Raw genomic sequence first — 21,279 nt, 5'->3', positions numbered from 1 at the left:
GACGAAAATGGCGGCGCGGGGCCGCCATTTTCCTGTTTCGAACGTCGAGCTTACTCGACGATGGCGGCGACGATGCCGGAGCCGACGGTACGGCCGCCCTCGCGGATGGCGAAGCGCAGGCGGTCTTCCATGGCGATCGGCACGATCAGCTCGACGTCCACCGACACGTTGTCGCCGGGCATCACCATCTCGGTGCCCGCCGGCAGCGTCACGATGCCCGTCACGTCCGTCGTGCGGAAGTAGAACTGCGGACGGTAGTTGGTGAAGAACGGCGTGTGACGGCCACCCTCCTCCTTCGTCAGGATGTACACTTCCGCCTTGAACTTCTTGTGCGGCTTCACGGTGCCCGGCTTGGCCAGAACCTGGCCGCGCTCGACGCCGTCACGGTCGACGCCGCGCAGCAGCGCGCCGATGTTGTCACCCGCCTGGCCCTGGTCGAGCAGCTTGCGGAACATCTCAACGCCCGTGCAGGTCGTCTTCGAGGTCGGGCGGATGCCGACGATCTCAAGCTCCTCGCCGACCTTGACCACACCGCGCTCGACGCGGCCCGTCACCACCGTGCCGCGGCCCGAGATCGAGAACACGTCCTCGATCGGCATCAGGAACGGCTTGTCGACCGGACGCTCAGGCGTCGGGATGTAGGCGTCGACCTCTTCCATCAGCTTGCGGATGGCGTTCTCGCCGATCTCCTTGTTGCTGTCCTCAAGGGCGGCAACCGCCGAGCCCTTGACGATCGGAATGTCGTCGCCGGGGAACTCGTACTTCGACAGAAGCTCGCGAACCTCCAGCTCGACCAGCTCCAGCAGCTCCGGGTCGTCGACAAGGTCGACCTTGTTCATGAACACGACGATCGCCGGAACGCCGACCTGGCGGGCGAGCAGGATGTGCTCGCGCGTCTGCGGCATCGGGCCGTCGGCGGCCGAAACGACCAGGATCGCGCCGTCCATCTGCGCCGCACCCGTGATCATGTTCTTCACGTAGTCGGCGTGGCCGGGGCAGTCGACGTGCGCATAGTGGCGAGCCGGCGTCTCGTATTCGACGTGCGCCGTCGAGATCGTGATGCCGCGCGCCTTCTCTTCCGGCGCCGCGTCAATCTGGTCGTACGGCTTGTAGTCGCCGAAATACTTCGTGATCGCCGCCGTCAACGACGTCTTGCCATGGTCAACGTGACCAATCGTGCCAATGTTCACATGAGGCTTATTACGCTCGAATTTACCTTTTGCCATAGTCTCTTTCCTTGAGGCTTTCCCTGTGACGGCGTGACCTTTTCGATCGGATGCGGGGCGATTAGCGACTACGGCCCCAAAACACAAGTGTCTTGTGGCCGAACCTTCATCGCAAGGCCCGGACCCGATCCCGAATGCGGCTCGACGTCAGTGGGGTGGATTGCCGCTCATGTAGGACTTTACGGCGGTCCCGCAAGGGCGGCCGGGCCGTCAGGCACGCCGCCCGGCGAGGGCATGGTAGGCCCACAGGACGACGATGGCGCCGATCACCGCCACGATCAGGCTGTAGATGTTGAGGCCGGTGACGCCCGAGGCGCCGAAGGCGCTGAAGATCAGGCCGCCGACGATGGCGCCGACAATGCCGAGCACGATATCCATGATGATGCCCTGGCCGCTCTTGTTGACGATCTTGCTGCCAAGGAAGCCGGCGATGACGCCGAGAATGATCCAGCTGATGATAGACATGCACGTCTCCTCCATCGCCCCCGACACGGCAATCATTTTCACAGGAACCGGCCAAGCTCAAGCCGCACTTGAAATCCGCGCGCGACAGGCCAATTGTTGCCGGCGGGCAAGGGCATTTCTGATCCAAGTGGAGGTCTGCCATGGGATTGTTCGACAACGCCGTGCCCGGCGGTAACGTCACCAAGCCGCTGCTCATCGCGCTCGGCGCGCTGCTGGTCGGCAAGATGCTGTCCGGCAAGAGCACGGAACCGGCGCCGGCCGAACCGCAAGCCGCACCCGCGCCGACGGGCGGCGCGTCCGCCGACGGCGGCCTGCTCGGCGGACTCGGCGGCCTGCTCGACCGGCTGAAGGAGGCCGGCCACGGCACCACCGCCGATTCATGGGTGGGAACCGGCCAGAACCAGCCCATCGACGCCAACGACCTCGGCCGCGCGCTCGGCCCGGCCGTCATCCGCGAGATCGCCCAGCGCACCGGCATGGACGAACAGGAACTGCTGAAGCAACTCTCCACCGCCCTGCCCGGCGTGGTCGACAAACTGACGCCGGGCGGCCAGGTGCCGTCTCATCGTCAGGTGGCGTCGGCCTTCAACGACTGAGCCGTCGGCACGATCGCGAAGGCCCGCACGGCGCAAGCCGTGCGGGCATTTCGCCTTGTCCCCACGCGGAGGCGGCAGGATGCCCAGAACTTTCTTCCTGGCCGCGGCGCTGTCTGCGGCAATCGCGATTCCCGCGCAGGCGCAGAACAGCCCCGAATTCGATACCTGCATGGGGCAGGCGCAAGGCGTTTCGAGCAAGATGCTCGACTGCGGTCACGCCGAAATCGGCAAGTGGGACCGCAGGCTGAACAGCGCCTACCAGACTTTGCTGAAGCGGCAAAAGGGAGCCGCCGGGGCGAAACTGCAACGGCAACAGCGGAACTGGCTCAAGCATCATCTGAGGGAAACGGAACGGTTGGCAGCCGACCCGAACAACGGATCGGTCGCCTTTCTCGATTCGCAGGCCTTCGAGCTCGACGACCTCAGCAGCCGGACGCTCGAACTGGAAAAGCGCGTCCGAGGCAACTGAAAGACCGGAAAACTGGAGCGGGTGAAGGGAATCGAACCCTCGTATTCAGCTTGGAAGGCTGCTGCTCTACCATTGAGCTACACCCGCGCCGCACTGTTGTGGCACGGCCGGGCCAAAAGCGATAGCGCCTTTGCGGCCTTGCTGCATCATCGCTGCTGCCCATCGGGCTGGCTCATCGGGCAGTGGTGGAGGGGGCTGGATTCGAACCAGCGTACGCATAGCGAACGGATTTACAGTCCGTCTCCTTTAACCACTCGGACACCCCTCCGTACTGCCGACGGAGCCATGCAACGAGGCATCTGCGCTTCACCAAGCCGGAAAACGTCTTCCGTCTCGGAGCAGGCGCAGCGCCTTATGGCGACTGGGCAATTCGGTGTCAACCACGCTGCCCGGCTTTTTCCCGATCCGCGGCGTCTTCTAGAAGACGGCCAGGTATTTCAGCAGCGAAACGATGCCGATGATGATGACGATGATCTGCACGATCTGCCGCATGCGGGCGTCGAGCGGCAGGCGCTGGACGAGATAAAGCACCAGAACGATGACCAGAAATGTGATGAGAATGCCAACCAGAACCGAAGCACCCATGCCGTCCTCCTTGCAATTTCAAGTCCAGGCCAATGCCGGCCCTATCCCGAGGCCGGCTCCCAAAGATGGATTCCCCTGGGCGAACAAAAACGGAGGACATAGGCAAACGTTCCCGCGGCAGCTATAGAGCCGGCATGGTCGATCGAAAAGACAAGCGCGGCGGAAGCAGGCCGGACGAGAATCCGGCGGGAACGCCCAAGGATTCCCATTACGCCAAGCTGCGGCGGGCGCATCGCGACCGCAAGGGGGGCGACCAGAAGGCCGGCGGCAAGCCCGCGTTCCGGCCGAAGGCGAAGATGGCCGCCGGCGAAGGACCCGGCGACGGGCTGGTGCGGCTCTACGGCCTGCACACGGTGCGTGCCGCGCTCGACAATCCGGCGCGGAAAATCCGCAACATGCTGGTGACACGCAACGCCGCCGAACGGCTGGGGATTTCCGATCTTTCTGCCCTGCCCTTCGCAGCCGAATTTACCGAACCGCGCGACATCGACAGGATCACCGGCTCGGACGCCGTCCATCAGGGCGTGCTGATCGAGGCGGAACCTTTGAGGCCGAAGCGGCTCGACGCGCTCGGCGACACGAATCTCGTGCTGGTGCTCGACCAGGTGACCGACCCGCACAATGTCGGCGCCATCCTGCGCTCGGCGGTCGCCTTCGGTGCAGGGGCGCTCATCACCACCGCCCGCCACAGCCCGACCGAGAGCGGCGTGCTGGCGAAATCGGCCTCGGGCGCGCTGGAGCACATCGACCATATCGAGGTGCGCAACCTGGCCGAAGCGCTGGGCGCGCTGCACGATGCCGGCTTCCAGACCATCGGCCTCGATTCGGACGGGCCGAACGAACTGGAAAAGACGTTTGCGGGCAAAAAAATCGCGCTGGTGCTGGGGGCCGAGGGCAAAGGCCTGCGCCAGAAAACGCGCGAGACGGTGACGGCGCTCGCCCGGCTGGAGATGCCGGGCGCGATCCGCTCGCTGAACGTCAGCAATGCGGCGGCGGTGGCGCTTTATGCGGCGGGGAAGTTTCTGGAAGGCAATAAGGCGTTAGGGCAGTAAGGCAGTATGTCGGGCGCCGAATGGCGTTTAACGCTCACCTACTGCCCTAATGTCCTATCGCCTTACTGCCCTACTTCCCCACCTCATGCCCCGCCATGATCTCCAGCGCCTTGACCAGGCCCGAGTGATCGTCCTTGCCGCCGCCGTTGGCCGCACAGGCATTGAAGAGTTGCTGCGTGGTCGAGGTGTTGGGCAGTGCGACGCCGAGCGACCTTGCGCCCTCCAGCGCGAGGTTCAGGTCCTTGCTGTGCAGTTCGATGCGGAAGCCGGGCGCGAAGGTGCGCTTGATCATCCGCTCGCCGTGCACTTCGAGGATGCGCGACGAGGCCAGCCCGCCCATCAGCGCCTGACGCACCTTGGCCGGGTCGGCGCCCGCCTTGGAGGCGAACACCAGCGCCTCGGCGACGGCCTCGATGGTGAGCGCCACGACAATCTGGTTGGCGACCTTGGTGGTCTGGCCGACGCTGTTGGGGCCGACCAGCGTGATGTTCTTGCCCATCTTTTCGAACACGGGCCTGGCACGGTCGAACGCCTTCTCTTCGCCGCCGACCATGATGGTCAGCGAGGCCGCCTTGGCGCCGACCTCGCCACCGGAAACCGGCGCATCGAGATAGTCGCAGCCGAGATCGTTGATCTTCCTGGCGAATTCCTTGGTGGCGATCGGCGAGATCGACGACATGTCGATGACCAGCTTGCCTTTCGACAGGCCGGACGCCACGCCGTTCTCGCCGAACAGCACTTCCTCCACCTGCGGCGTGTCCGGCACCATGGTGATGATGATGTCGGCGGCCCTGGCGACGGCGTTCGAGCCGGTCACGGCCTTCAGCCCCTTGGCGACGAGGTCCGCCGGCGGTTTGCCGCGATGGTCGCTGGTGACGACGCTATAGCCGGCATCCAGCAGGTGCCCCGCCATCGGCGCCCCCATGATGCCCAGTCCGATGAAGCCGATGGTGTCCATTGCAATATCCCTGTTCTCGTATGTTGGTGCCGCCCCTCACCTGCCTGCCGGCATCCTCTCCCCGTGAGAACGGGGAGAGGAGAGAGGCTGTTGCGTCGGCGATCCCCTCTCCCCGTTCTTCACGGGGAGAGGGTAAGGGTGAGGGGCAGAAACTTACGCCGCGGCCTTGCCCGCGAGTTCCCTGAACCAGCCCAACCCCGCCTCGGTGCCGGCCTTCGGCTTGTACTCCGCGCCGACCCAGCCCGAATAGCCAAGGCCGTCGATGAAGTCGTACAGGAAGGGATAGTTGATCTCACCCGTCCCCGGCTCGTGACGGCCGGGATTGTCCGCAAGCTGGATATGCGCAATGCGGCTGAGGTTGGCCTCGATGGTCCGGGCGAGATCCCCCTCCATGATCTGCATGTGGTAGATGTCGTATTGCAGGCAGAGGTTCGGCGAGCCGACCTTCTCCAGGATATCGAGCCCCTGCTTCGTGTTGGTCAGGAAGAAGCCCGGAATGTCACGCGTGTTGATCGGCTCGATCAGCAGCTTTATCCCTGCCTGCCCGAGCTTTTCGGCCGCGAACTTCAGGTTCGCGACGAAGGTTTCCTCCAGCCTTGCGCGATCGGCGCCAGCCGGCGCGATGCCGGCAAGGCAGTTGACCTGGCCGCAGCCCAGCGCCCTGGCGTAGGTGATCGCCTTGTCGACACCGGCTCGGAACTCGTCCACCCGGTTCGGCAGCACGGCGATGCCGCGCTCGCCGCCCGGCCAGTTGCCCGACGGCACATTGAACAGCACCTGCGTCAGCCCGTTCTTCTTCAGCCGCGCGGCCACCTCGTCGGGCGTGTGGTCGTAAGGACCGAGATATTCGACGCCCTTGAAGCCGGCGCGGGCGGCGGCATCGAAGCGGTCAAGGAAGTCGTGCTCCTGGAAGAGCATGGAAAGATTGGCTGAAAATTTCGGCATCGATGATCTCCATAGTGCCGCATCGACGGTGCGGCTTGTCCGTGTGCGTCCTTCGAGGCTCGCTCCGCTCGCACCTCAGGATGAGGAAAGTCGTGCTGTGCCCCAAGGCGAGAGGTTGCAACCGTCTCGAGCTTACAAGTCTGCCGTATTCTTGCGCCTCCGAGTTTCGCTCCGACAGTCCTCATCCTGAGGTGCGAGCGGAGCGAGCCTCGAAGGACGCACGGCAAAATGTCAATCGAGCAGCACGATGGCCGTCGGCGCGTCCTCGTTCTTTTCGGCAAGATCCTCGAACTCGGTGATGTTGTCGATCTCGGTTCCCATAGAGATGTTGGTGACACGCTCCAGGATGAACTCGACGACGACCGGAACCTGATACTCCTCCATCAGGCGCTTCGCCTCGGCAAGCCCGGCCGCGCAGTCCTCCGGACGGCGCACGCGCACCGCCTTGCAGCCCATCGCCTCGGCGACCGCGACGTGGTCGACGCCGTAACCGACTTCGGAATGGCCGACCGTGTTGACGTTCTCGAAGGCCAGCGAGACCTCGTAGTCCATCGAGAAGCCGCGCTGCGACTGGCGGATCAGGCCGAGATAGGCGTTGTTCACGACGACGTGGATGTAGGGCAGCTTGTGCTGCGCGCCGGCGGCCAGTTCCTCGATCATGAACTGGAAGTCGTAGTCGCCCGAAAGCGCCACGATGTTGGCGTCCGGCCGTGCGGCGCGCACGCCGAGCGCCGCCGGCAGCGTCCAGCCGAGCGGGCCGGCCTGACCGCAGTTAATCCAGTTGCGCGGCTTGTAGACGTGCAGGAACTGCGCGCCGGCGATCTGGCTGAGCCCGATGGTCGAGACATAGGTGGTGTCGCGCGGGAAGGCCTTGTTCATCTCCTCATAGACGCGCTGCGGCTTCATCGGAACCTGATCGAAGTGCGTCTTGCGTTTCATCGTCTTCTTGCGCGCGGCGCACTCCCTGGCCCAGCCGGACCAGTCGCGCAGCTTGCCGGCCGTCTTCCATTCGGTGGCGACGTCGAGCAGGATCTTCAGCGCCGCGCCCGCGTCGGAAACGACGCCGAGGTCGGGGGCGAAGACGCGGCCGATCTGCGTCGGCTCGATGTCGACGTGAACGAACTTTTTCCCCCTCGTGTAGGTGTCGACGGAACCGGTGTGGCGGTTGGCCCAGCGATTGCCGATGCCGAGCACGAAATCGGACGCCAGCATGGTGGCGTTGCCGTAGCGGTGCGAGGTCTGCAGCCCGCACATGCCGGCCATCAGCCGGTGGTCGTCAGGGATCGAGCCCCAGCCCATCAGCGTCGGGATGACCGGGACGCCGGTGATCTCGGCGAACTCGATCAAAAGGTCGGACGCATCGGCGTTGATGATGCCGCCGCCGGCGACGATCAGCGGCTTTTCGGCCGCGTTGAGCATGGCCAGCGCCTTTTCGGCCTGCGCCTTCGTCATCGCCGGCTTGAAGGCGGCGAGCGGCTCGTAGGCGTCGATGTCGAACTCGATCTCGGCAAGCTGGACGTCGACCGGCAGGTCAATCAGCACCGGGCCGGGACGCGAGGAGCGCATCAGGTGGAAGGCCTTTTGCAACGCCATCGGCACCAGATAGGGCTCCATGACGGTGACGGCCCACTTGGCGACCGGCGAGGCGATGGCCGCGATGTCGACCGCCTGGAAGTCTTCCTTGTTCAGCCGCGCGCGGGGCGCCTGACCGGTGATGCACAGGATCGGAATGGAGTCGGCGGCAGCCGAATAAAGCCCGGTGATCATGTCGGTGCCGGCCGGACCGGACGTGCCGATGCACAGGCCGATATTGCCGGGTGCGGCGCGGGTGTAACCCTCGGCCATGTGCGAGGCGGCCTCGACGTGGCGGGCGAGGACGTGGCGGATGGTGCCCCTCGCCTTCAGCGCCGAGTAAAGCCCGTTGATGGCAGCTCCCGGCACGCCGAAGCCGCAGGTGATGCCTTCCTTTTCGAGAACGAGAACTGCCGCGTCGACGGCGCGCATCCTGGCCATGATCCAGCCTCCTGCCGGTTGTCTGTTGATGGCTGCAATGTGCCAGCAGGCAGGCTATTTTTCAATTTTTTCAAAATATTTTTTCATTATTGTATTTTTCTCATTATGCTTTGATTTTCATCGATTTTCTGTTTTTCAATTTACACCACGGAAAAATTACGGAAAATTTTTTCATTGCCTTTTGCGGCCGTTCGGCGAGACTGCCGCCATGGACCAGACCGAAAAGCGCCAGCGCGGCCGCCCGCGCGCCTTCAATGCCCCGCAGGAAACGGCTTCCGTGCAGTCTCTCGACCGGGCTTTGCGCATCCTCGCCATCGTCGCGGAGGGTGCCGGCCTGTCGCTCAGCGAGATCGCCAATGCATCGGGGGTCCCTGCCCCGACCGCCTACCGGATGCTGACCACGCTGGAAAACCACGGCATGGTCGAGTTCGACAAGACCGGCCAGCTCTGGTCCATCGGCGTGGAAACCTACCGCATGGGCTCGGCCTTCCTGCGCAGCCGCAAGCTGGTGGACCGCGCCCGCATCGTCATGCAGGACCTGATGGAAAAGACCGGCGAGACGGCCAATCTCGGCGTCGCGGAGGACGATTGCGTCGTCTTCGTCAGCCAGGTGGAGACGCACCAGGCGATCCGCGCCTTCTTCCGACCGGGCACGCGCAGCCCCTTCCATGCGTCGGGCATCGGCAAGGCGGTGCTGGCGCATCTGGAGCCGGACCGGGTGGCGGCCATTGCCCGCAAGGCCGGACTGGAGGCTTTTACGACGAAGACGCTGTCTACCCTGCCCGCTCTGGCCGGCAATCTCGCCGAGATCCGCGGCCGCGGCTGGTCGGTCGACGACGAGGAGCGCAACGAGGGCATGCGCTGCGTGGCGGCGGCCATCTTCAACGAATTCGGCGAACCGGTGGGCGGTATCTCCGTCTCCGGGCCGACGGTGCGCGTGACGCCCGAGCGGCTCGGCGAGATCGGGCCGCGCGTCGCGGCGGCGGCCGACGAGATCACCGCCATGATCGGCGGCAAGCGTCCCTGACGGCTGTCCGGCCGCTTTCATCAGCCGATGCCGGTCACATGGCGCAGCCAGAAGGCCAGAACGACAAAGCCGACGAAGGCGGTGACGCCTGTCCAGTCGATGTTGCCGCGCCGGATGACGGCAACCAGCTTGACCAGCAGCGCCCAGACGAAAACGGCAATCAATGCCACGGCCACGAGCCGGATCATGGATCGACCTCCAAGCACGACGTCCTTTTCTTGTATTTAGGAAGGATGCAGCCTTTTTTGAGAGGAGGCGGCAATCTCCGGCCGGATTGACGCCCTCCCTTTCCGACAATTGTCTTTACTGCCGTGGCAGATGTGCTAACCGGAGGCTGTGCCCTTGTAGCTCAGCTGGTAGAGCAGCGGTTTTGTAAACCGAAGGTCGCGGGTTCGATCCCTGCCGAGGGCACCATTTCAAAGACAGATACAGGCATCGCATGGGGCGACCTTTCGTCGCCTTGGCTTTAATTCGCAAGAAAAATCACCATGTTGATAATGCAACATGGAGAACAGAAATGACCACGCCAATACATCGGGAGAAACCGGAAGACAGGCACGTCAGAGCCGACAGGATTGCCAGGGAATTTATCCTTTCCGAGAAACGCGAACGCGAGCGCAAGACTGCGCGGCTTCGCGCATTGAGGCTTGAACTGGAAGATTCGGCGAAATAACCGCAGCCTGTTCGTCGCGCATCATGCCCTGCTCCGCCGCTGAACGCGGAGCGGGGCATTGAGCCCTTGTGTTCAGTAAAGCGGTTCCTCGAACAGCATCGTGTCGCCGTCCATCAGCGCCTTGATCTGTGCCTTGCCGTTCTTCGTCACCGCCATCTTCACGCCGAAAGGCCGTACGCGCATGTCGTTCTGGATTGCCTGCCCCTCGCCTTCAGGCAGGTAGAAGCGCTCGATGCCGTAGTATGGCGAGACCGTCGTCGTGGCGCTTTCGCGCAAATCCCAGCCCGGGCCGATACGGCCGACGATATCGACCTCGTCGGTTCCGGTCGGCACCGGGGCGGCATCGAGCCAGGCGGTTTCCGGGTGCCAGTAGCCATCTATGCCCTTCTTGACACGTACGACCAGGGACTGTTCGTCGCTGGATTGCTTGCCCTCCGGGATATTGGCGATCAGCTTTACGGGAATATTCGAGATTTCGTAGCCAAGGACGACATAGTCGCCGCGCAGCAGGTCGCGAGGGTCGACCGGTTCGACCTTGAGCAAGACTTCCTGACCGTTGCGCAGGATCGCCGCTCGGCCGGCGATGATCCAGCTGAGGAAACCGATCTGGAGAATTGCGACTGCAAGTGCCGCCGCGATCAGGCGTTTGCCGCTCATGGCGTCACTGCTCCTTCGATCATGGCCGGTTTCATCCGCTTCTCGATACGGATGATGATGAAGGCCAGCAGGCCCAGGATGACGGCGGCGGCGAGGAAGAAGCCGGCGGTGCCCAGCATGCTTTGCATGGTCACGACATAGATCATGAGAAGTTCGAAGGCGAAGCCGAGATAAGCGATCCAGCGCAGCCCCCTGCTCTCGCGCCCCGCCAGCACGACCGCAGCGGCAATGCCGGCAAGCGCTACGGCCGAAACGATGGCGAAATTGCCCCCCGCGTCATCGGCTGCATCGAACTGCAGCATGAGCATTCCGGTCAGGAAGCCGATCAGTCCGTGCAATGGCAGGCGGCCGCCAATTTGCACGACGCGATCGACAGGCCCGGGCGCCAGTGCCCCGGCCGCGAAGCAGACCGCAGATACCGCCGCCAATGCCAGTGCTATTCCGATCAGATTGTGATCGGCCACGACCAGTGCCGTATAGAGAATGAGCGACAACAGCACGAGGTGACGCGTCGGTTGGCTGCGGGTCCAATAAGACAGGAGGAACAGCGCCGCGACGATAGCGACGAAGAAATGCGGGAATTCGGTCGACTCAAACAGATTGAAGCCATGGAACAAGATCAGGAAAAGCCAGCCGACGGCGATGCCTACCGCCGCCACCGTCAGCGGGCTGGAACGCAGCATGGCGGCGGCAAGCGCGGTGCCGGCACACCATGTCAGCACGGCCGACGATTCGTCGCCGGCGAGATGATACATCTGCCCGACGAGCGCGATGGCGCCGCCGAACGCCGCAGCCGCCACGATCCACAGCGCCTCGCCGATGGCCGGATGGCCGCGCGTCTTGACGACCGCGCCGCCGACATAGCCGGCGAGGATGACGGCGAACAGCGCGACCACCCGCGCCAGCCGCGGAATCGCCTCCCAATTGGCGGCGACGAAGATGAGGATCGCGGCGCCGAACAGAAGTGCCGCCATCATCGCCAGGATGGAGCCGAAGCTGAGGGAACGGCGATCGTCGGCCTCGACGTCCCTTGCCAGCACATCGGCCGTCGCGGCGTCGATCAGCCCGTTTTCTGCCCAGCGTGCAATGTCCTGCCTGACCCTGGTCGAATAACTGGCCATGAGGTCTTTCCTATAAATTTAGTCGAATTACCAGAGGACGGGTGTAAATCGTTGACGCGACGGCACTTTCCGATTCGGGTTTCTTTGTGACGAAAGCGCCAAAGGGTAGCCATATTGCATTGCACAAAACGCATTGCTGCCATGCACCAATGGCGCTTTTAAATCGATATGGGCGCACCTATCTTCGGGTCACACAAACAGACGAACCGATCCGAACCAAAGACGAAACGAGTTAGTACCATGAACCTGATCCGCAACTACCGCAACTGGCGCCGCTACCGGGACACCGTTTCCGAGCTGAGCCGCCTGAGCAACCGTGAACTGAGCGATCTCGGCATCAGCCGCGGCGACATCCCTTTCGTGGCCCGCAAGGCCGCCTGATTTACCGGATCCTCGACGATCCTGGCAGTTAGCTGAGAGACGAACGATGAACCTGATCCGCAATTACCGTAACTGGCGCGCTTATCGCGACACGGTGACCGAACTGGATCGCCTGTCGAACCGCCAGCTTCATGATCTCGGCATCCTGCGTGACGAGATCAGGACCGTCGCCCGCAAGGCGATAGCCTAAGGAATTTCGTCAGGGTCGACCTCCTCCCCGACCCCGGCGAATACGACCAGCCTTCATCCTCCTCCCGAAGGTTGGTCACCGAAACGGCGCCCGCCGGACCTCCTCCCCCGGCGGGCGTTGTTACCGGACAAGGGTTTCGCCCCTTTTCAAATGGCGAAAGGAATTTCGTCAAAGCCGACCTCCTCCCCGGCGATGACGAATACGGCCAACCTTCATCCTCCTCCCGGAGGTTGGCCACCGAAACGGCGCCCGCCGGACCTCCTCCCCCGGCGGGCGTTGTTGCCGGAAAAGGGTTTCGCCCCCTTTCAAATGGCGAAAGGAATTTCGTCAGAGCCGACCTCCTCCCCGGCGACGACGAATAGGTCGGTCTCCTCCTCCTCCCTGAGACCGACCAGCAAAACGACACCCGCCGGACCTCCTCCCCCGGCGGGTGTTGTCGTTTCAGGGACCCTTCACGCATATTCCACTGTCGGCCGGACACGCCCGGCGATTGCATCGGCAGCGGCAACGGACTATCTCCCGCTCATGAGCATCGATCCCATCCATATCGTCGGCGGCGGGCTGGCAGGCTCGGAAGCCGCATGGCAGGCAGCACTTGGCGGCGTGCCCGTCATCCTGCACGAAATGCGCCCGGTGCGCGGCACCGACGCGCACAAGACCGAAGGGCTGGCCGAACTGGTCTGCTCCAACTCCTTCCGCTCCGACGACGCCGAGACCAACGCGGTCGGCCTGCTGCATGCCGAAATGCGGCTCGGCAACTCGCTGGTGATGGCCTGCGGCGACGCGCACCAGGTGCCGGCGGGCGGCGCGCTCGCCGTCGACCGCGACGGATTCTCGGCCGCCGTGACGGCGAAGCTCGAATCGCATCCGCTGGTGAAGATCGTACGCGAGGAAGTCACCGGCCTGCCGCCGGCCGAATGGGACCAGGCGATTGTCGCCACCGGCCCGCTGACGGCACCATCGCTGGCCGAGGCGATCCGCACGGAGACCGGCGCTGACGCGCTGGCCTTCTTCGACGCCATCGCGCCCATCGTCCATTTCGAGACGATCGACATGGACACCTGCTGGTTCCAGTCGCGCTACGACAAGGTCGGGCCCGGCGGCACCGGCAAGGATTACATCAACTGCCCGATGAACCGCGAGCAGTACGAGGCCTTCGTGCGGGCGCTGCTGGAGGGCGGCAAGACCGAGTTCAAGCAGTGGGAAGGAACGCCCTATTTCGACGGCTGCCTGCCCGTCGAGGTGATGGCCGAGCGCGGCGTGGAAACGCTGCGCCACGGCCCGATGAAGCCGATGGGGCTGACGAACGCCCACGATCCGGCAACCAAACCCTACGCCGTCGTGCAGCTTCGCCAAGACAATGCGCTGGGCACCCTCTACAACATGGTCGGCTTCCAGACCAAGCTGAAGCACGGCGAGCAGGTGCGCGTCTTCCGCACCATTCCAGGGCTGGAGAACGCCGAGTTCGCGCGCCTTGGTGGCCTGCACCGCAACACCTACATCAACTCCCCCACCCTGCTCGACGGCACGCTGCAACTGAAGTCGCGGCCCGGCCTTCGCTTCGCCGGCCAGATCACCGGCTGCGAAGGCTATGTCGAAAGCGCTGCCATCGGGCTCCTGGCCGGACGCTTCGCCGCTGCCGCGCGGCTGGGCCAACCGCTCGCCGCGCCGCCGGCGACGACCGCCTTCGGCGCCCTGCTCGGCCACATCACCGGCGGCCACATCGTTTCCGACGACGAGCCGGGCAAACGCTCCTTCCAGCCGATGAACGTCAATTTCGGTCTGTTTCCGCCGCTGACGGCCGGCACGAAGCTCAAGCCGGAAGGTTTCGAGGGCCGTTTCCGCGGCAAGGATAAGGCCGTCGCCAAGAAGAAGGCGATGACGGCGCGCGCGCTGGCGGATTGCCGCGCCTGGCTGGGGCTGGAGCAGCAGGCTACAGCGGCCGAATAATCCGCCTCACCAGCCGCGCGTGGCGCGGCGAAACAACAGCCAGTGCCGGCGCCAGTGAGGCAGGCGCGGGCTTTCCCGCAGAACCGACACGCCCGCCCGCTCGACCCGGCCGAGCATGGCGCGCGTCAGCGCCAGCGGCAGGAAAGCCGGCCGCAGGTTCTCCGGCAAGGCGCCGGCCCCCTGCTCGAAGGCGGCGAGATGATCGCGTGCCAGCGCGATCATCGCCGCAAGCGCATGGGCGGCGTTCGGACCGCCGTCGCCGGTGAGGAATTCCTGCGGCGAGGAGCCGACGGACGCCAGGATATCGGCGGGAATGTAGCATTGCCCGCGTGACCGGTGCAGCGGCAAAAGCTGCAGCAGCCCAGTGACCGCCTGCGCGCAGCCGGCATGGCCGGCAAGCTCCGCGACGCCCGGCGCCGCCGCCGGATCGAGAACCAGCGCGGCCAGTTGGATCAGCGCCGAAGCGGTCTCGCCGCAATAGCCTTCGAGATCGGTGCGCGACGGCATCGGGTCGTCGTAGAGGTCGAAGATGCGGGCTTCGAGATAGTTGTCGAAGGCCTCCTTCGGCAGGTCGTATGCGGCGATCGCCCGGCGCAGCGCCTCGGCCAGCGGATGGCCGGCGCCGGCCTCCTCGCCCTCGGCCGCGATGACGTCGCGCCACCATTGCAGCCGCACCTCGCCCGGCAGCGCCTCGCGGATGCGGTCGCGCACGCCGGCGATCTCGGCATTGAAAGCGTAGAGCGCAAAAAGCGCCTCGCGCTTGTCGGCAGGTGCGTAAAGGGCCGAGAGATAACGGTCGGGATCGCCGGCTCGCACCGCCCCGACCACCGGATTGCCGTTCGCGGCCATGTCAGTCGACGGCGACGAAGGCGGCGGCGACCGCGCGGTCTTCGGCCAGAAGGACGTTGTAGGTGCGCACGGCGGCACCCGTCGACATCGGATCGGCGGCGATGCCCGCTTCCTTCAAGGCGGCGCGCAATTCCTTCGAAAGCGGCCGGATCTCCTCGCCGGTGCCGACCAGCAGGATTTCTATCCCCTCGGCTTCGGCGACGACCTTGTCAAAGTCGGCCGCCGTCAAAGCGATGGGGTCAGCCGGCTGCCAGCCATGGATGCCGGAAGGCAGGCACAGCAGCGAGCCGCGATGCGACATGTCGGCGAAGCGGAAGCCGCCGTTGCCGTAGGCCTCGATCGGCGCGCGGCCCGGATAGTGGGCCGCGCGGATGACGATGCCGCTGCCGGCCATCACTTGACCGGCAGTTGATGCGCCGCGCGCTCCTGCTCGACCATCTCCTTCTGTGTCGTCGGCCTGAGATGGAACAGGATCAGCACCGGCGCCGCAATGAAGATCGACGAGAAGGTGCCGATGAAGACGCCGAACAGCATGGAGGCGACAAAGGAGCGGATGACCTCGCCGCCGAGCAGGAACAGCGACAGCAGCGCCAGGAAGGTCGTCACCGACGTCATCGTCGTGCGCGCCAGCATCTCGTTGTCCGACAGGTCGAGCAACTGGCCGAGCGGCATCTTCTTGAACCGTCTCAGGTTCTCGCGCACACGGTCGTAGATGACGACGGTATCGTTGAGCGAATAGCCGACGATGGTGAGGATCGCCGCCACCGTCGACAGGTCGAACTGAAGTTGCGTGACGACAAGGAAGCCGAGCGTCAGCGTGATGTCATTGATCGTCGCCACGATGGAGCCGATGGCGAACTGCCACTCGAACCGAACCCAGACATAGATCAGGATGCCGCCCATGGCGGCGAGCACGCCGATGATCGCGGCCCAGGCGAGTTCGCCCGAGACCGTCGGCCCGACCAGCTCGGTGCGGCGGATGTCGTAGTCGGAGGCCAGGCTGTCCTGCGCCTTCTTGACGACGGCGTCGCCCTCGCCTTCACCGGTGTCGGTGACGGCGCCGATGCGGATCAGCGCATCGCTCTTGTCGCCGAAGCCCTGGACCTGGGTTTCTCCGACGCCGGCCGCCGACAGCCGCTGGCGGATGTCGCCGACATCGACGGTACCGGATTTCGCCCGCACCTCGATCAGCGTGCCGCCGGTGAAGTCGATGCCGAAATTCAGCCCCTTGGTCGCCAGAAGCCCGACCGACGCGACGCACAGCAGGATGGAGACGATGAAGACCTGCAGGCGCACCCGCATGAAGGGGATGCTGGTGATTTCCGGAACGAGCCGGAAATATCCCTTCGGCACTTCCTTCGGGCGGCGGCGGCGCAGCCACTCGGCCGACAACCAGCGGGTCAGGGTGAAGGCGGTGAAGATGGTGGTCAGGATGCCGACTGCCAGCGTCACGGCGAAGCCGCGGACCGGGCCGGAACCGAGGAAGAACAGCACCGCCGCCGCGATCAGCGTGGTGATGTTGGAATCGAGGATGGTCGCCAGCGCCCGCTGGAAGCCGAGGTCGAAGGCCTGGAGGACGGAGCGGCCATCCCGTCGCTCCTCACGGATGCGTTCATAGATCAGCACGTTCGAATCGACCGCCATGCCCATGGTCAGCACGATGCCGGCGATGCCCGGAAGCGTGAGCGTCGCGCCAACGAGCGACAGGACGGCGACGATCATGGCGACGTTCGCCAACAGCGCCAGGTTGGCGAGCCAGCCGAGGAAGCCGTAGGCGCCGACCATGAAGGCGACGACGAGAACCGAGCCGACGATGGCCGACATCTTGCCGGCCTGGATCGAATCCTGACCGAGGCCGGGACCGACGGTGCGCTCCTCGATGACGGTCAGCGTCGCCGGCAGGGCGCCGGCGCGCAGCAGCACGGCGAGGTCGTTGGCGCTCTGCGGGGTGAAGTTGCCGGAAATCTGGCCGGTGCCGCCGAGGATCGGCTCGCGGATCTGCGGTGCCGAAATGACGTGGTTGTCGAGGATGATGGCAAACAGCTTGCCGACGTTCTGCTGCGTGGCCTGGCCGAAGCGCGTCGCGCCCTTGCCATCGAATCGGAAGGAAACGACCGGCTCGTTGGTGCGCGAATCGAACGTCGCCTGCGCGTCGACGAGATTTTCGCCCGAGACGATCACCCGGTTCTCGATAAGGTACGGGACCGGCGGATCGTCCTTGGAATACATGACCGTCGAGCCTGCCGGCGGACGACCATTGATGGCGTCCTGTACCGGCATCGACGAGTCGACCATCTGGAAGGTCAGCTTGGCGGTCTGGCCGAGAATGTCCTTGAGGCGCTTCGGGTCCTGCAGGCCCGGCACCTGAACCAGGATGCGGTCGTTGCCCTGCCTCTGCACGATCGGCTCGGTGGTGCCGAGTTCGTTGACGCGGCGGCCGACCACCTCGATCGACTGCGCCAGTGCTGTCGAGGTGCGGTACTGGATGCCGGCATCCGTCATGGTGAAGCGCAGCAGGCCGGGCTCCGGCTCGTCCAACGTCATTTCGGTGACGGAGCCGCCGCTGAACAGGCCCGACGAAACCGGCGCGGTGAGCGACTTCAGCGCTTCCTTGGCGGCGTCGACCTGGTTGGTGTCGCGAATGCGCACCTGCACGACTCTGCCCGAGCCGGACAGGCCGGTATAGCCGATCTTGGCGTCTCGCAGCAGCGTGCGGATCTCGTCACGGCTGGTGTTCAGCCGGTCCTTGATGAGGTCGTTCTGGTCGATCTTGAGCAGGATGTGCGAGCCGCCCTGGAGGTCGAGGCCCAGCGTCATCTGCTTCTTCGGCAGCCAGTCCGGCAGCTTGTCGAGCACCGACTGGGAAAAGAGATTCGGGGCGGCGAACAGCAAGCCGAGCAGGACCACTGCCCAGACCCCGATCGTCTTCCAGCGCGAAAAATAAAGCATACGTGTGTCCGTTCAGCCGCGCCGAGCGCGATCCGCCTATATTGCGGTTATTTCTTGGCGTTCTGGTTCGCCACCGGCTCGCCCTTGACGCGCACATCGGCGATGGTGGAACGCAGCGCCGTCACCTTGACGCCGCCGATGTCGACTTCCAGCTCGTTGTCGTCGACCACCTTGGTCACCTTGCCGACGAGGCCGCCGCCGGTGACGACCGTGTCGCCGCGACGGATCGCCGCCAGCATCTCGCCGCGCTTCTTCATCTGCGTGCGCTGCGGCCGGATGATGAGGAAATACATGATGACGAAGATGAGGACGAACGGCAGAATGCTGATGAAGACATCAGGCGAGGCGCCGACGCCCTGGGCGTATGCCGGTGTGACAAACATCGAAAACTCCTGCGAGGGAAAGCCGCTACCGGCCGAAAATTTGGCCGGAATATAGTCGGTAAAGCGTCTATTGCAACCGGTCTACGGCGTGTTACCGCACGCTTGTGGAGGGTTTGCCCGCCGATTGCAAGCGCCCTTGCCAAACCGGCGGCACCGTGACAGAACCGTACGGTACGGTACATATCCGGATGAAGGGACTGTCCGCCGATGCGGAACGAGGGTGGCACGATGTCAGACAAAAGCCTTGAAGCGCTGTCCGAAAAGCTCGACCGGCTGATCCATGCCGTCGAGCGGCTGGCACCGCCCTCCCCTCCGGCCACCGATCTCAAAGCGGCCGATTGCTTCGTCTGGCAGGCCGAGACCGGCTTCCTCGAACCGGTAAAACGGGTGAACCGGGTCGACATCGACCTGATCCGTGGCGTCGACCACGTCCGCGACATCCTCGTCGACAACACCGAGCGCTTCGCCGCCGGCTATGCGGCCAACAACGTGCTTTTGTGGGGCGCGCGCGGCATGGGCAAATCCTCGCTGGTCAAGGCGGCGCACGCGGCCATCAACGCCTCGGGCAGACACGGAGCGCCGCTCAAGCTGATCGAGATCCACCGCGAGGACATCGACACGCTGCCGAAGCTGATGGCGATCCTGAAAGCCGCGCCCTTCCGCTTCATCCTGTTTTGCGACGACCTGTCGTTCGACCACGACGACACGTCCTACAAGTCGCTGAAGGCAGCCCTTGAAGGCGGCGTAGAGGGACGGCCGCAGAACGTCATCTTCTACGCCACCTCCAACCGCCGCCATCTTCTGCCGCGCGACATGATCGACAACGAGCGCTCCACCGCGATCAACCCGTCCGAGGCGGTCGAGGAGAAAGTGTCGCTGTCGGACCGTTTCGGCCTTTGGCTCGGCTTCCACAAATGCTCGCAGGACGACTATCTCGACATGGTGTCGGGCTACGTCCGGCATTACGGGCTGGAGATCGATGCGGATGCCCTGCGCGCCGAAGCACTCGAATGGGCGACGACGCGCGGCAGCCGTTCCGGCCGCGTCGCCTGGCAGTTCACGCAGGACCTGGCCGGCCGCCTGGGCAAGGCGCTGCAGGGCTGAGACCTCCCTGCCCTTTCCGCCGCTGACGAAGCGAAAAGGCCCGCCCCTTGCAGGGCGGGCGAAGCCTGCGCAGCGGACTGGAGGTCAGGCGCTGCGCAACGGTTGTTGTTGTTCTATTCCAGCAGGGTGCGGGGATCGACCGGTGCCGAGTTCTTGCGCACCTCGAAGTGCAGTTGCGGCGATTTGGCGTCGCCGCTCATGCCCGACTGGGCGATCTCCTGGCCGCGCTTGACCTTCTGGCCGCGCTTGACCTCGAGCGACGAGGCATGGCCGTAGACGGTGACGAGGCCGTCGTCATGGCGCACCAGAACCGTGTTGCCGAATTCCTTCAGGCCGTCGCCGGCATAGATGACGACGCCATTCTCGGCCGCCTTGATCGGCGTTCCTTCCGGCACGGCGATATCGATGCCGTCCTTGCCGGAGCCGAAAGCCGAGATGACGCGGCCGCGGACCGGCCAACGCATTTTGCCGATGCCGGTCGAATCAGGCGCGTCGACGTCCTCGCTCTCTGCCTGCTTGATGACCTTGGCGGCCTGCTTCGGCGGCGTGTAGGCGGCAACCTTCTCGCTCGGCGTCGCCTCGGCAGGCGGCGGCGTGGAGCCGGTCTTGACCGGATCGACCTTGGCGGGTGCGGCGGCGGCGACCGTCGTTGCGGCGGCGCCCGCGGCCGGCAGCTTCAAGGTCTGGCCGATGCGGATCAGGCCGTCGTTCATGCCATTCGCCTGCTTCAGCGCGGTGACGCCGACGCCGGTCTTGCGGGCGATCGCCGACAGCGTGTCGCCCTGCTGCACCGTATAGGTGCCGGCAGCGGCCGTCTTGACGGGTTTCGCCTTGGTGTCGGAGGCGGCCGTGGCGTCGAGCTGGGCCGGCGCCTTGCCGTCCTTGACCTTCGGCTGCTGCGGCAGCACAGCGACCTTGGTCGGGGCGCTGACCGGGACAGGCAGCTTCTCGGCCGGAATATCGGATTTCACGCCCCTGGAGGACTTGGCGTCCGCCACCTTCGGATTGTTGTCGGGAGCGGAAACCGGCGCCTTGGCCGAATAGACATAGGTCGGGATGACCAGCTTCTGGCCGGCCTGCAGGCCGTCGGCGGAAGCAAGGCCGTTTGTCTTCATGATGATGTTGGCCGGCACGCCGTAGCGGCGCGACAGGTTGTAGACCGTCTCGCCGTCTCGGACGGTGATCTGGGTGCCGCCGGCGCGCGACCAGCCTTTCGGCTCGCCGTCCTCGATAGCCACCTTCGCCGCCTCGGCTTTGCCCGGCAGCTTCAGCGTGTTGGCGGGAGCGACCGTGCCGGTGACGGTGTTGTCGAGCTTCTGCGTCGCCGCGGCCTTGACCTGCCTGGCCGCCGCCGGAGCGGTCTCGGCGACCGGCGGCAGCGCCTGGACCTGGACGGGCTGAATGCTGGACCGGCTGACCGACTCGGAATAGCTGCCGTCGACGGGCGCGGCGGCGATGGTATCGCCGGGATAAGGCTGGGCGGCCGGCTGCTTGTCGATTATGGCGCGCTGGTTGGGGGTCGAGGCCGTGGCGACGGGATCGAGACCGTCGCTGAACCGCGCCACCTGCGAACTGCAACCCGAAACCGCGCCGGCGACCATCAAGACGGCGCAGCCGCGCGCCAGATTGCGTCCATTCACCCTCAAGACACTGAAACGCATCGCACTTTACCCGCATACCCGGTAC

At 64.8% G+C, this 21,279-nt stretch carries 21 protein-coding genes, 3 tRNA genes and 1 pseudogene; 9 read left to right on the top strand and 16 right to left on the bottom strand.

Annotated features, from left to right (window positions below; translation table 11 throughout):
• Positions 1-50: 50 nt before the first annotated feature.
• Both tuf and E6C48_RS06450 read right to left on the bottom strand, forming a co-directional pair.
• Positions 51-1,226 (bottom strand): elongation factor Tu, encoded by a 1,176-nt coding sequence (gene tuf, locus E6C48_RS06455; RefSeq protein WP_136355268.1) that lies wholly within the window; start codon positions 1,224-1,226, stop codon positions 51-53.
• Between the two features lie 210 nt (positions 1,227-1,436).
• Positions 1,437-1,691, bottom strand: coding sequence for a GlsB/YeaQ/YmgE family stress response membrane protein (locus E6C48_RS06450; protein ID WP_136355266.1), 255 nt, complete (start codon positions 1,689-1,691; stop codon positions 1,437-1,439).
• Positions 1,692-1,831: 140 nt separating this feature from the next.
• Between E6C48_RS06450 and E6C48_RS06445 the strand changes: the two genes are divergently transcribed.
• Positions 1,832-2,287, top strand: coding sequence for a YidB family protein (locus E6C48_RS06445; protein WP_136355264.1), 456 nt, complete (start codon positions 1,832-1,834; stop codon positions 2,285-2,287).
• 79 nt (positions 2,288-2,366) lie between these two features.
• Positions 2,367-2,756 carry a lysozyme inhibitor LprI family protein gene (locus E6C48_RS06440; RefSeq protein WP_136355261.1) on the top strand — a complete coding sequence of 130 codons (390 nt, stop codon included), beginning with the start codon at positions 2,367-2,369 and terminating at the stop codon, positions 2,754-2,756.
• 13 nt (positions 2,757-2,769) lie between these two features.
• Here the strand turns inward: E6C48_RS06440 and E6C48_RS06435 are convergent.
• The 3 genes from E6C48_RS06435 to E6C48_RS06425 all read right to left on the bottom strand — a co-directional run bounded on the left by E6C48_RS06435 (position 2,770) and on the right by E6C48_RS06425 (position 3,341).
• Positions 2,770-2,843: transfer RNA gene (locus E6C48_RS06435), tRNA-Gly, on the bottom strand.
• Positions 2,844-2,939: 96 nt separating this feature from the next.
• Positions 2,940-3,024 (bottom strand) — tRNA-Tyr (locus tag E6C48_RS06430).
• A 149-nt stretch (positions 3,025-3,173) separates the two neighbouring features.
• Positions 3,174-3,341, bottom strand: coding sequence for a Thivi_2564 family membrane protein (locus E6C48_RS06425; RefSeq protein ID WP_136355259.1), 168 nt, complete (start codon positions 3,339-3,341; stop codon positions 3,174-3,176).
• Between the two features lie 134 nt (positions 3,342-3,475).
• Between E6C48_RS06425 and E6C48_RS06420 the strand changes: the two genes are divergently transcribed.
• Positions 3,476-4,393: a TrmH family RNA methyltransferase gene (locus tag E6C48_RS06420; protein ID WP_136355257.1), complete on the top strand. Its 918-nt coding sequence runs from the start codon at positions 3,476-3,478 to the stop codon at positions 4,391-4,393.
• Positions 4,394-4,463: 70 nt separating this feature from the next.
• Here E6C48_RS06420 and E6C48_RS06415 read toward each other — a convergent pair.
• The 3 genes and pseudogenes from E6C48_RS06415 to gcl all read right to left on the bottom strand — a co-directional run.
• Positions 4,464-5,360: pseudogene (locus tag E6C48_RS06415) on the bottom strand (2-hydroxy-3-oxopropionate reductase); the annotation flags it as partial.
• Positions 5,361-5,504: 144 nt separating this feature from the next.
• Complete coding sequence (otnI, locus tag E6C48_RS06410; RefSeq protein WP_136355253.1) at positions 5,505-6,296, bottom strand: 2-oxo-tetronate isomerase; 792 nt, start codon at positions 6,294-6,296, stop codon at positions 5,505-5,507.
• Positions 6,297-6,527: 231 nt separating this feature from the next.
• A complete protein-coding gene (gene gcl / locus E6C48_RS06405; RefSeq protein WP_136355251.1) occupies positions 6,528-8,309 on the bottom strand; it encodes a glyoxylate carboligase in 1,782 nt (593 codons plus the stop codon).
• 208 nt (positions 8,310-8,517) lie between these two features.
• Between gcl and bhcR the strand changes: the two genes are divergently transcribed.
• Complete coding sequence (gene bhcR, locus E6C48_RS06400; RefSeq protein WP_136355249.1) at positions 8,518-9,336, top strand: HTH-type transcriptional regulator BhcR; 819 nt, start codon at positions 8,518-8,520, stop codon at positions 9,334-9,336.
• A 20-nt stretch (positions 9,337-9,356) separates the two neighbouring features.
• Here the strand turns inward: bhcR and E6C48_RS22505 are convergent, their stop codons facing one another.
• Positions 9,357-9,524 carry a hypothetical protein gene (locus tag E6C48_RS22505; protein ID WP_168734465.1) on the bottom strand — a complete coding sequence of 56 codons (168 nt, stop codon included), beginning with the start codon at positions 9,522-9,524 and terminating at the stop codon, positions 9,357-9,359.
• Between the two features lie 150 nt (positions 9,525-9,674).
• On the opposite strand from E6C48_RS22505, the gene E6C48_RS06395 reads away from it, so the two are divergent.
• Positions 9,675-9,750: transfer RNA gene (locus E6C48_RS06395), tRNA-Thr, on the top strand.
• A gap of 331 nt (positions 9,751-10,081) precedes the next feature.
• On the opposite strand, the gene E6C48_RS06390 is transcribed toward E6C48_RS06395, so the two are convergent.
• Both E6C48_RS06390 and E6C48_RS06385 read right to left on the bottom strand, forming a co-directional pair.
• Positions 10,082-10,666, bottom strand: coding sequence for a GDYXXLXY domain-containing protein (locus E6C48_RS06390; protein ID WP_136355247.1), 585 nt, complete (start codon positions 10,664-10,666; stop codon positions 10,082-10,084).
• The gene (locus tag E6C48_RS06385) at positions 10,663-11,787 is read right to left on the bottom strand and encodes a DUF2157 domain-containing protein (protein ID WP_136355245.1); all 1,125 of its coding nucleotides are present in this window, start codon (positions 11,785-11,787) and stop codon (positions 10,663-10,665) included. The genes E6C48_RS06390 and E6C48_RS06385 overlap by 4 nt, the downstream gene beginning before the upstream one ends.
• Positions 11,788-12,027: 240 nt before the next feature.
• Between E6C48_RS06385 and E6C48_RS06380 the strand changes: the two genes are divergently transcribed.
• The 3 genes from E6C48_RS06380 (at position 12,028) to trmFO (ending at position 14,308) form a co-directional block, all read left to right on the top strand.
• Positions 12,028-12,168 carry a DUF1127 domain-containing protein gene (locus tag E6C48_RS06380; RefSeq protein WP_136355243.1) on the top strand — a complete coding sequence of 47 codons (141 nt, stop codon included), beginning with the start codon at positions 12,028-12,030 and terminating at the stop codon, positions 12,166-12,168.
• A 46-nt stretch (positions 12,169-12,214) separates the two neighbouring features.
• Positions 12,215-12,358: a DUF1127 domain-containing protein gene (locus E6C48_RS06375; RefSeq protein WP_136355241.1), complete on the top strand. Its 144-nt coding sequence runs from the start codon at positions 12,215-12,217 to the stop codon at positions 12,356-12,358.
• A 525-nt stretch (positions 12,359-12,883) separates the two neighbouring features.
• Positions 12,884-14,308: a methylenetetrahydrofolate--tRNA-(uracil(54)-C(5))-methyltransferase (FADH(2)-oxidizing) TrmFO gene (trmFO, locus tag E6C48_RS06370; RefSeq protein WP_136355239.1), complete on the top strand. Its 1,425-nt coding sequence runs from the start codon at positions 12,884-12,886 to the stop codon at positions 14,306-14,308.
• A 6-nt stretch (positions 14,309-14,314) separates the two neighbouring features.
• Here the strand turns inward: trmFO and E6C48_RS06365 are convergent, their stop codons facing one another.
• From E6C48_RS06365 to yajC, 4 genes are read right to left on the bottom strand one after another with little or no spacing between them, the layout of a single operon-like run.
• Positions 14,315-15,157 (bottom strand): phytoene/squalene synthase family protein, encoded by an 843-nt coding sequence (locus tag E6C48_RS06365; RefSeq protein ID WP_136355237.1) that lies wholly within the window; start codon positions 15,155-15,157, stop codon positions 14,315-14,317.
• Between the two features lies 1 nt (position 15,158).
• The gene (locus E6C48_RS06360) at positions 15,159-15,551 is read right to left on the bottom strand and encodes an Mth938-like domain-containing protein (RefSeq protein WP_136355235.1); all 393 of its coding nucleotides are present in this window, start codon (positions 15,549-15,551) and stop codon (positions 15,159-15,161) included.
• Positions 15,551-18,106 (bottom strand): protein translocase subunit SecDF, encoded by a 2,556-nt coding sequence (gene secDF, locus E6C48_RS06355; protein ID WP_136355233.1) that lies wholly within the window; start codon positions 18,104-18,106, stop codon positions 15,551-15,553. Before secDF ends, E6C48_RS06360 begins: the two co-directional genes overlap by 1 nt.
• Positions 18,107-18,153: 47 nt before the next feature.
• Complete coding sequence (yajC, locus tag E6C48_RS06350) at positions 18,154-18,489, bottom strand: preprotein translocase subunit YajC (protein ID WP_136355230.1); 336 nt, start codon at positions 18,487-18,489, stop codon at positions 18,154-18,156.
• 228 nt (positions 18,490-18,717) lie between these two features.
• Here yajC and E6C48_RS06345 point away from each other — a divergent pair, with 228 nt between their 5' ends.
• On the top strand, positions 18,718-19,593 hold the full coding sequence (locus tag E6C48_RS06345; protein ID WP_136355228.1) for an ATP-binding protein: 876 nt from the start codon (positions 18,718-18,720) through the stop codon (positions 19,591-19,593).
• A gap of 113 nt (positions 19,594-19,706) precedes the next feature.
• Here E6C48_RS06345 and E6C48_RS06340 read toward each other — a convergent pair whose 3' ends face one another.
• Positions 19,707-21,254 (bottom strand): peptidoglycan DD-metalloendopeptidase family protein, encoded by a 1,548-nt coding sequence (locus E6C48_RS06340; RefSeq protein WP_136355225.1) that lies wholly within the window; start codon positions 21,252-21,254, stop codon positions 19,707-19,709.
• Positions 21,255-21,279 lie beyond the last annotated feature (25 nt).

Origin of the sequence: Ollibium composti (assembly GCF_004801285.1) — a bacterium.
Lineage (GTDB): Bacteria > Pseudomonadota > Alphaproteobacteria > Rhizobiales > Rhizobiaceae > Mesorhizobium > Mesorhizobium composti.
The sequence above is the reverse complement of the archived record's forward strand: the minus strand, read 5'-3'. Positions and strand labels throughout refer to the sequence as shown.

Bases quoted from the DNA above. Each gene is read 5' to 3' on its own strand.
- E6C48_RS06420 (WP_136355257.1), top strand. From the start codon at position 3,476: ATGGTCGATCGAAAAGACAAGCGCGGCGGAAGCAGGCCGGACGAGAAT.
- otnI (WP_136355253.1), bottom strand. From the start codon at position 6,296: ATGCCGAAATTTTCAGCCAATCTTTCCATGCTCTTCCAGGAGCACGAC.
- E6C48_RS06385 (WP_136355245.1), bottom strand. From the start codon at position 11,787: ATGGCCAGTTATTCGACCAGGGTCAGGCAGGACATTGCACGCTGGGCA.
- tuf (WP_136355268.1), bottom strand. From the start codon at position 1,226: ATGGCAAAAGGTAAATTCGAGCGTAATAAGCCTCATGTGAACATTGGC.
- E6C48_RS22505 (WP_168734465.1), bottom strand. From the start codon at position 9,524: ATGATCCGGCTCGTGGCCGTGGCATTGATTGCCGTTTTCGTCTGGGCG.
- E6C48_RS06365 (WP_136355237.1), bottom strand. From the start codon at position 15,157: ATGGCCGCGAACGGCAATCCGGTGGTCGGGGCGGTGCGAGCCGGCGAT.
- E6C48_RS06375 (WP_136355241.1), top strand. From the start codon at position 12,215: ATGAACCTGATCCGCAATTACCGTAACTGGCGCGCTTATCGCGACACG.
- E6C48_RS06445 (WP_136355264.1), top strand. From the start codon at position 1,832: ATGGGATTGTTCGACAACGCCGTGCCCGGCGGTAACGTCACCAAGCCG.
- E6C48_RS06425 (WP_136355259.1), bottom strand. From the start codon at position 3,341: ATGGGTGCTTCGGTTCTGGTTGGCATTCTCATCACATTTCTGGTCATC.
- trmFO (WP_136355239.1), top strand. From the start codon at position 12,884: ATGAGCATCGATCCCATCCATATCGTCGGCGGCGGGCTGGCAGGCTCG.
- E6C48_RS06440 (WP_136355261.1), top strand. From the start codon at position 2,367: ATGCCCAGAACTTTCTTCCTGGCCGCGGCGCTGTCTGCGGCAATCGCG.
- E6C48_RS06450 (WP_136355266.1), bottom strand. From the start codon at position 1,691: ATGTCTATCATCAGCTGGATCATTCTCGGCGTCATCGCCGGCTTCCTT.
- E6C48_RS06380 (WP_136355243.1), top strand. From the start codon at position 12,028: ATGAACCTGATCCGCAACTACCGCAACTGGCGCCGCTACCGGGACACC.
- E6C48_RS06360 (WP_136355235.1), bottom strand. From the start codon at position 15,551: ATGGCCGGCAGCGGCATCGTCATCCGCGCGGCCCACTATCCGGGCCGC.
- bhcR (WP_136355249.1), top strand. From the start codon at position 8,518: ATGGACCAGACCGAAAAGCGCCAGCGCGGCCGCCCGCGCGCCTTCAAT.
- gcl (WP_136355251.1), bottom strand. From the start codon at position 8,309: ATGGCCAGGATGCGCGCCGTCGACGCGGCAGTTCTCGTTCTCGAAAAG.
- E6C48_RS06340 (WP_136355225.1), bottom strand. From the start codon at position 21,254: ATGCGTTTCAGTGTCTTGAGGGTGAATGGACGCAATCTGGCGCGCGGC.
- yajC (WP_136355230.1), bottom strand. From the start codon at position 18,489: ATGTTTGTCACACCGGCATACGCCCAGGGCGTCGGCGCCTCGCCTGAT.
- secDF (WP_136355233.1), bottom strand. From the start codon at position 18,106: ATGCTTTATTTTTCGCGCTGGAAGACGATCGGGGTCTGGGCAGTGGTC.
- E6C48_RS06390 (WP_136355247.1), bottom strand. From the start codon at position 10,666: ATGAGCGGCAAACGCCTGATCGCGGCGGCACTTGCAGTCGCAATTCTC.
- E6C48_RS06345 (WP_136355228.1), top strand. From the start codon at position 18,718: ATGTCAGACAAAAGCCTTGAAGCGCTGTCCGAAAAGCTCGACCGGCTG.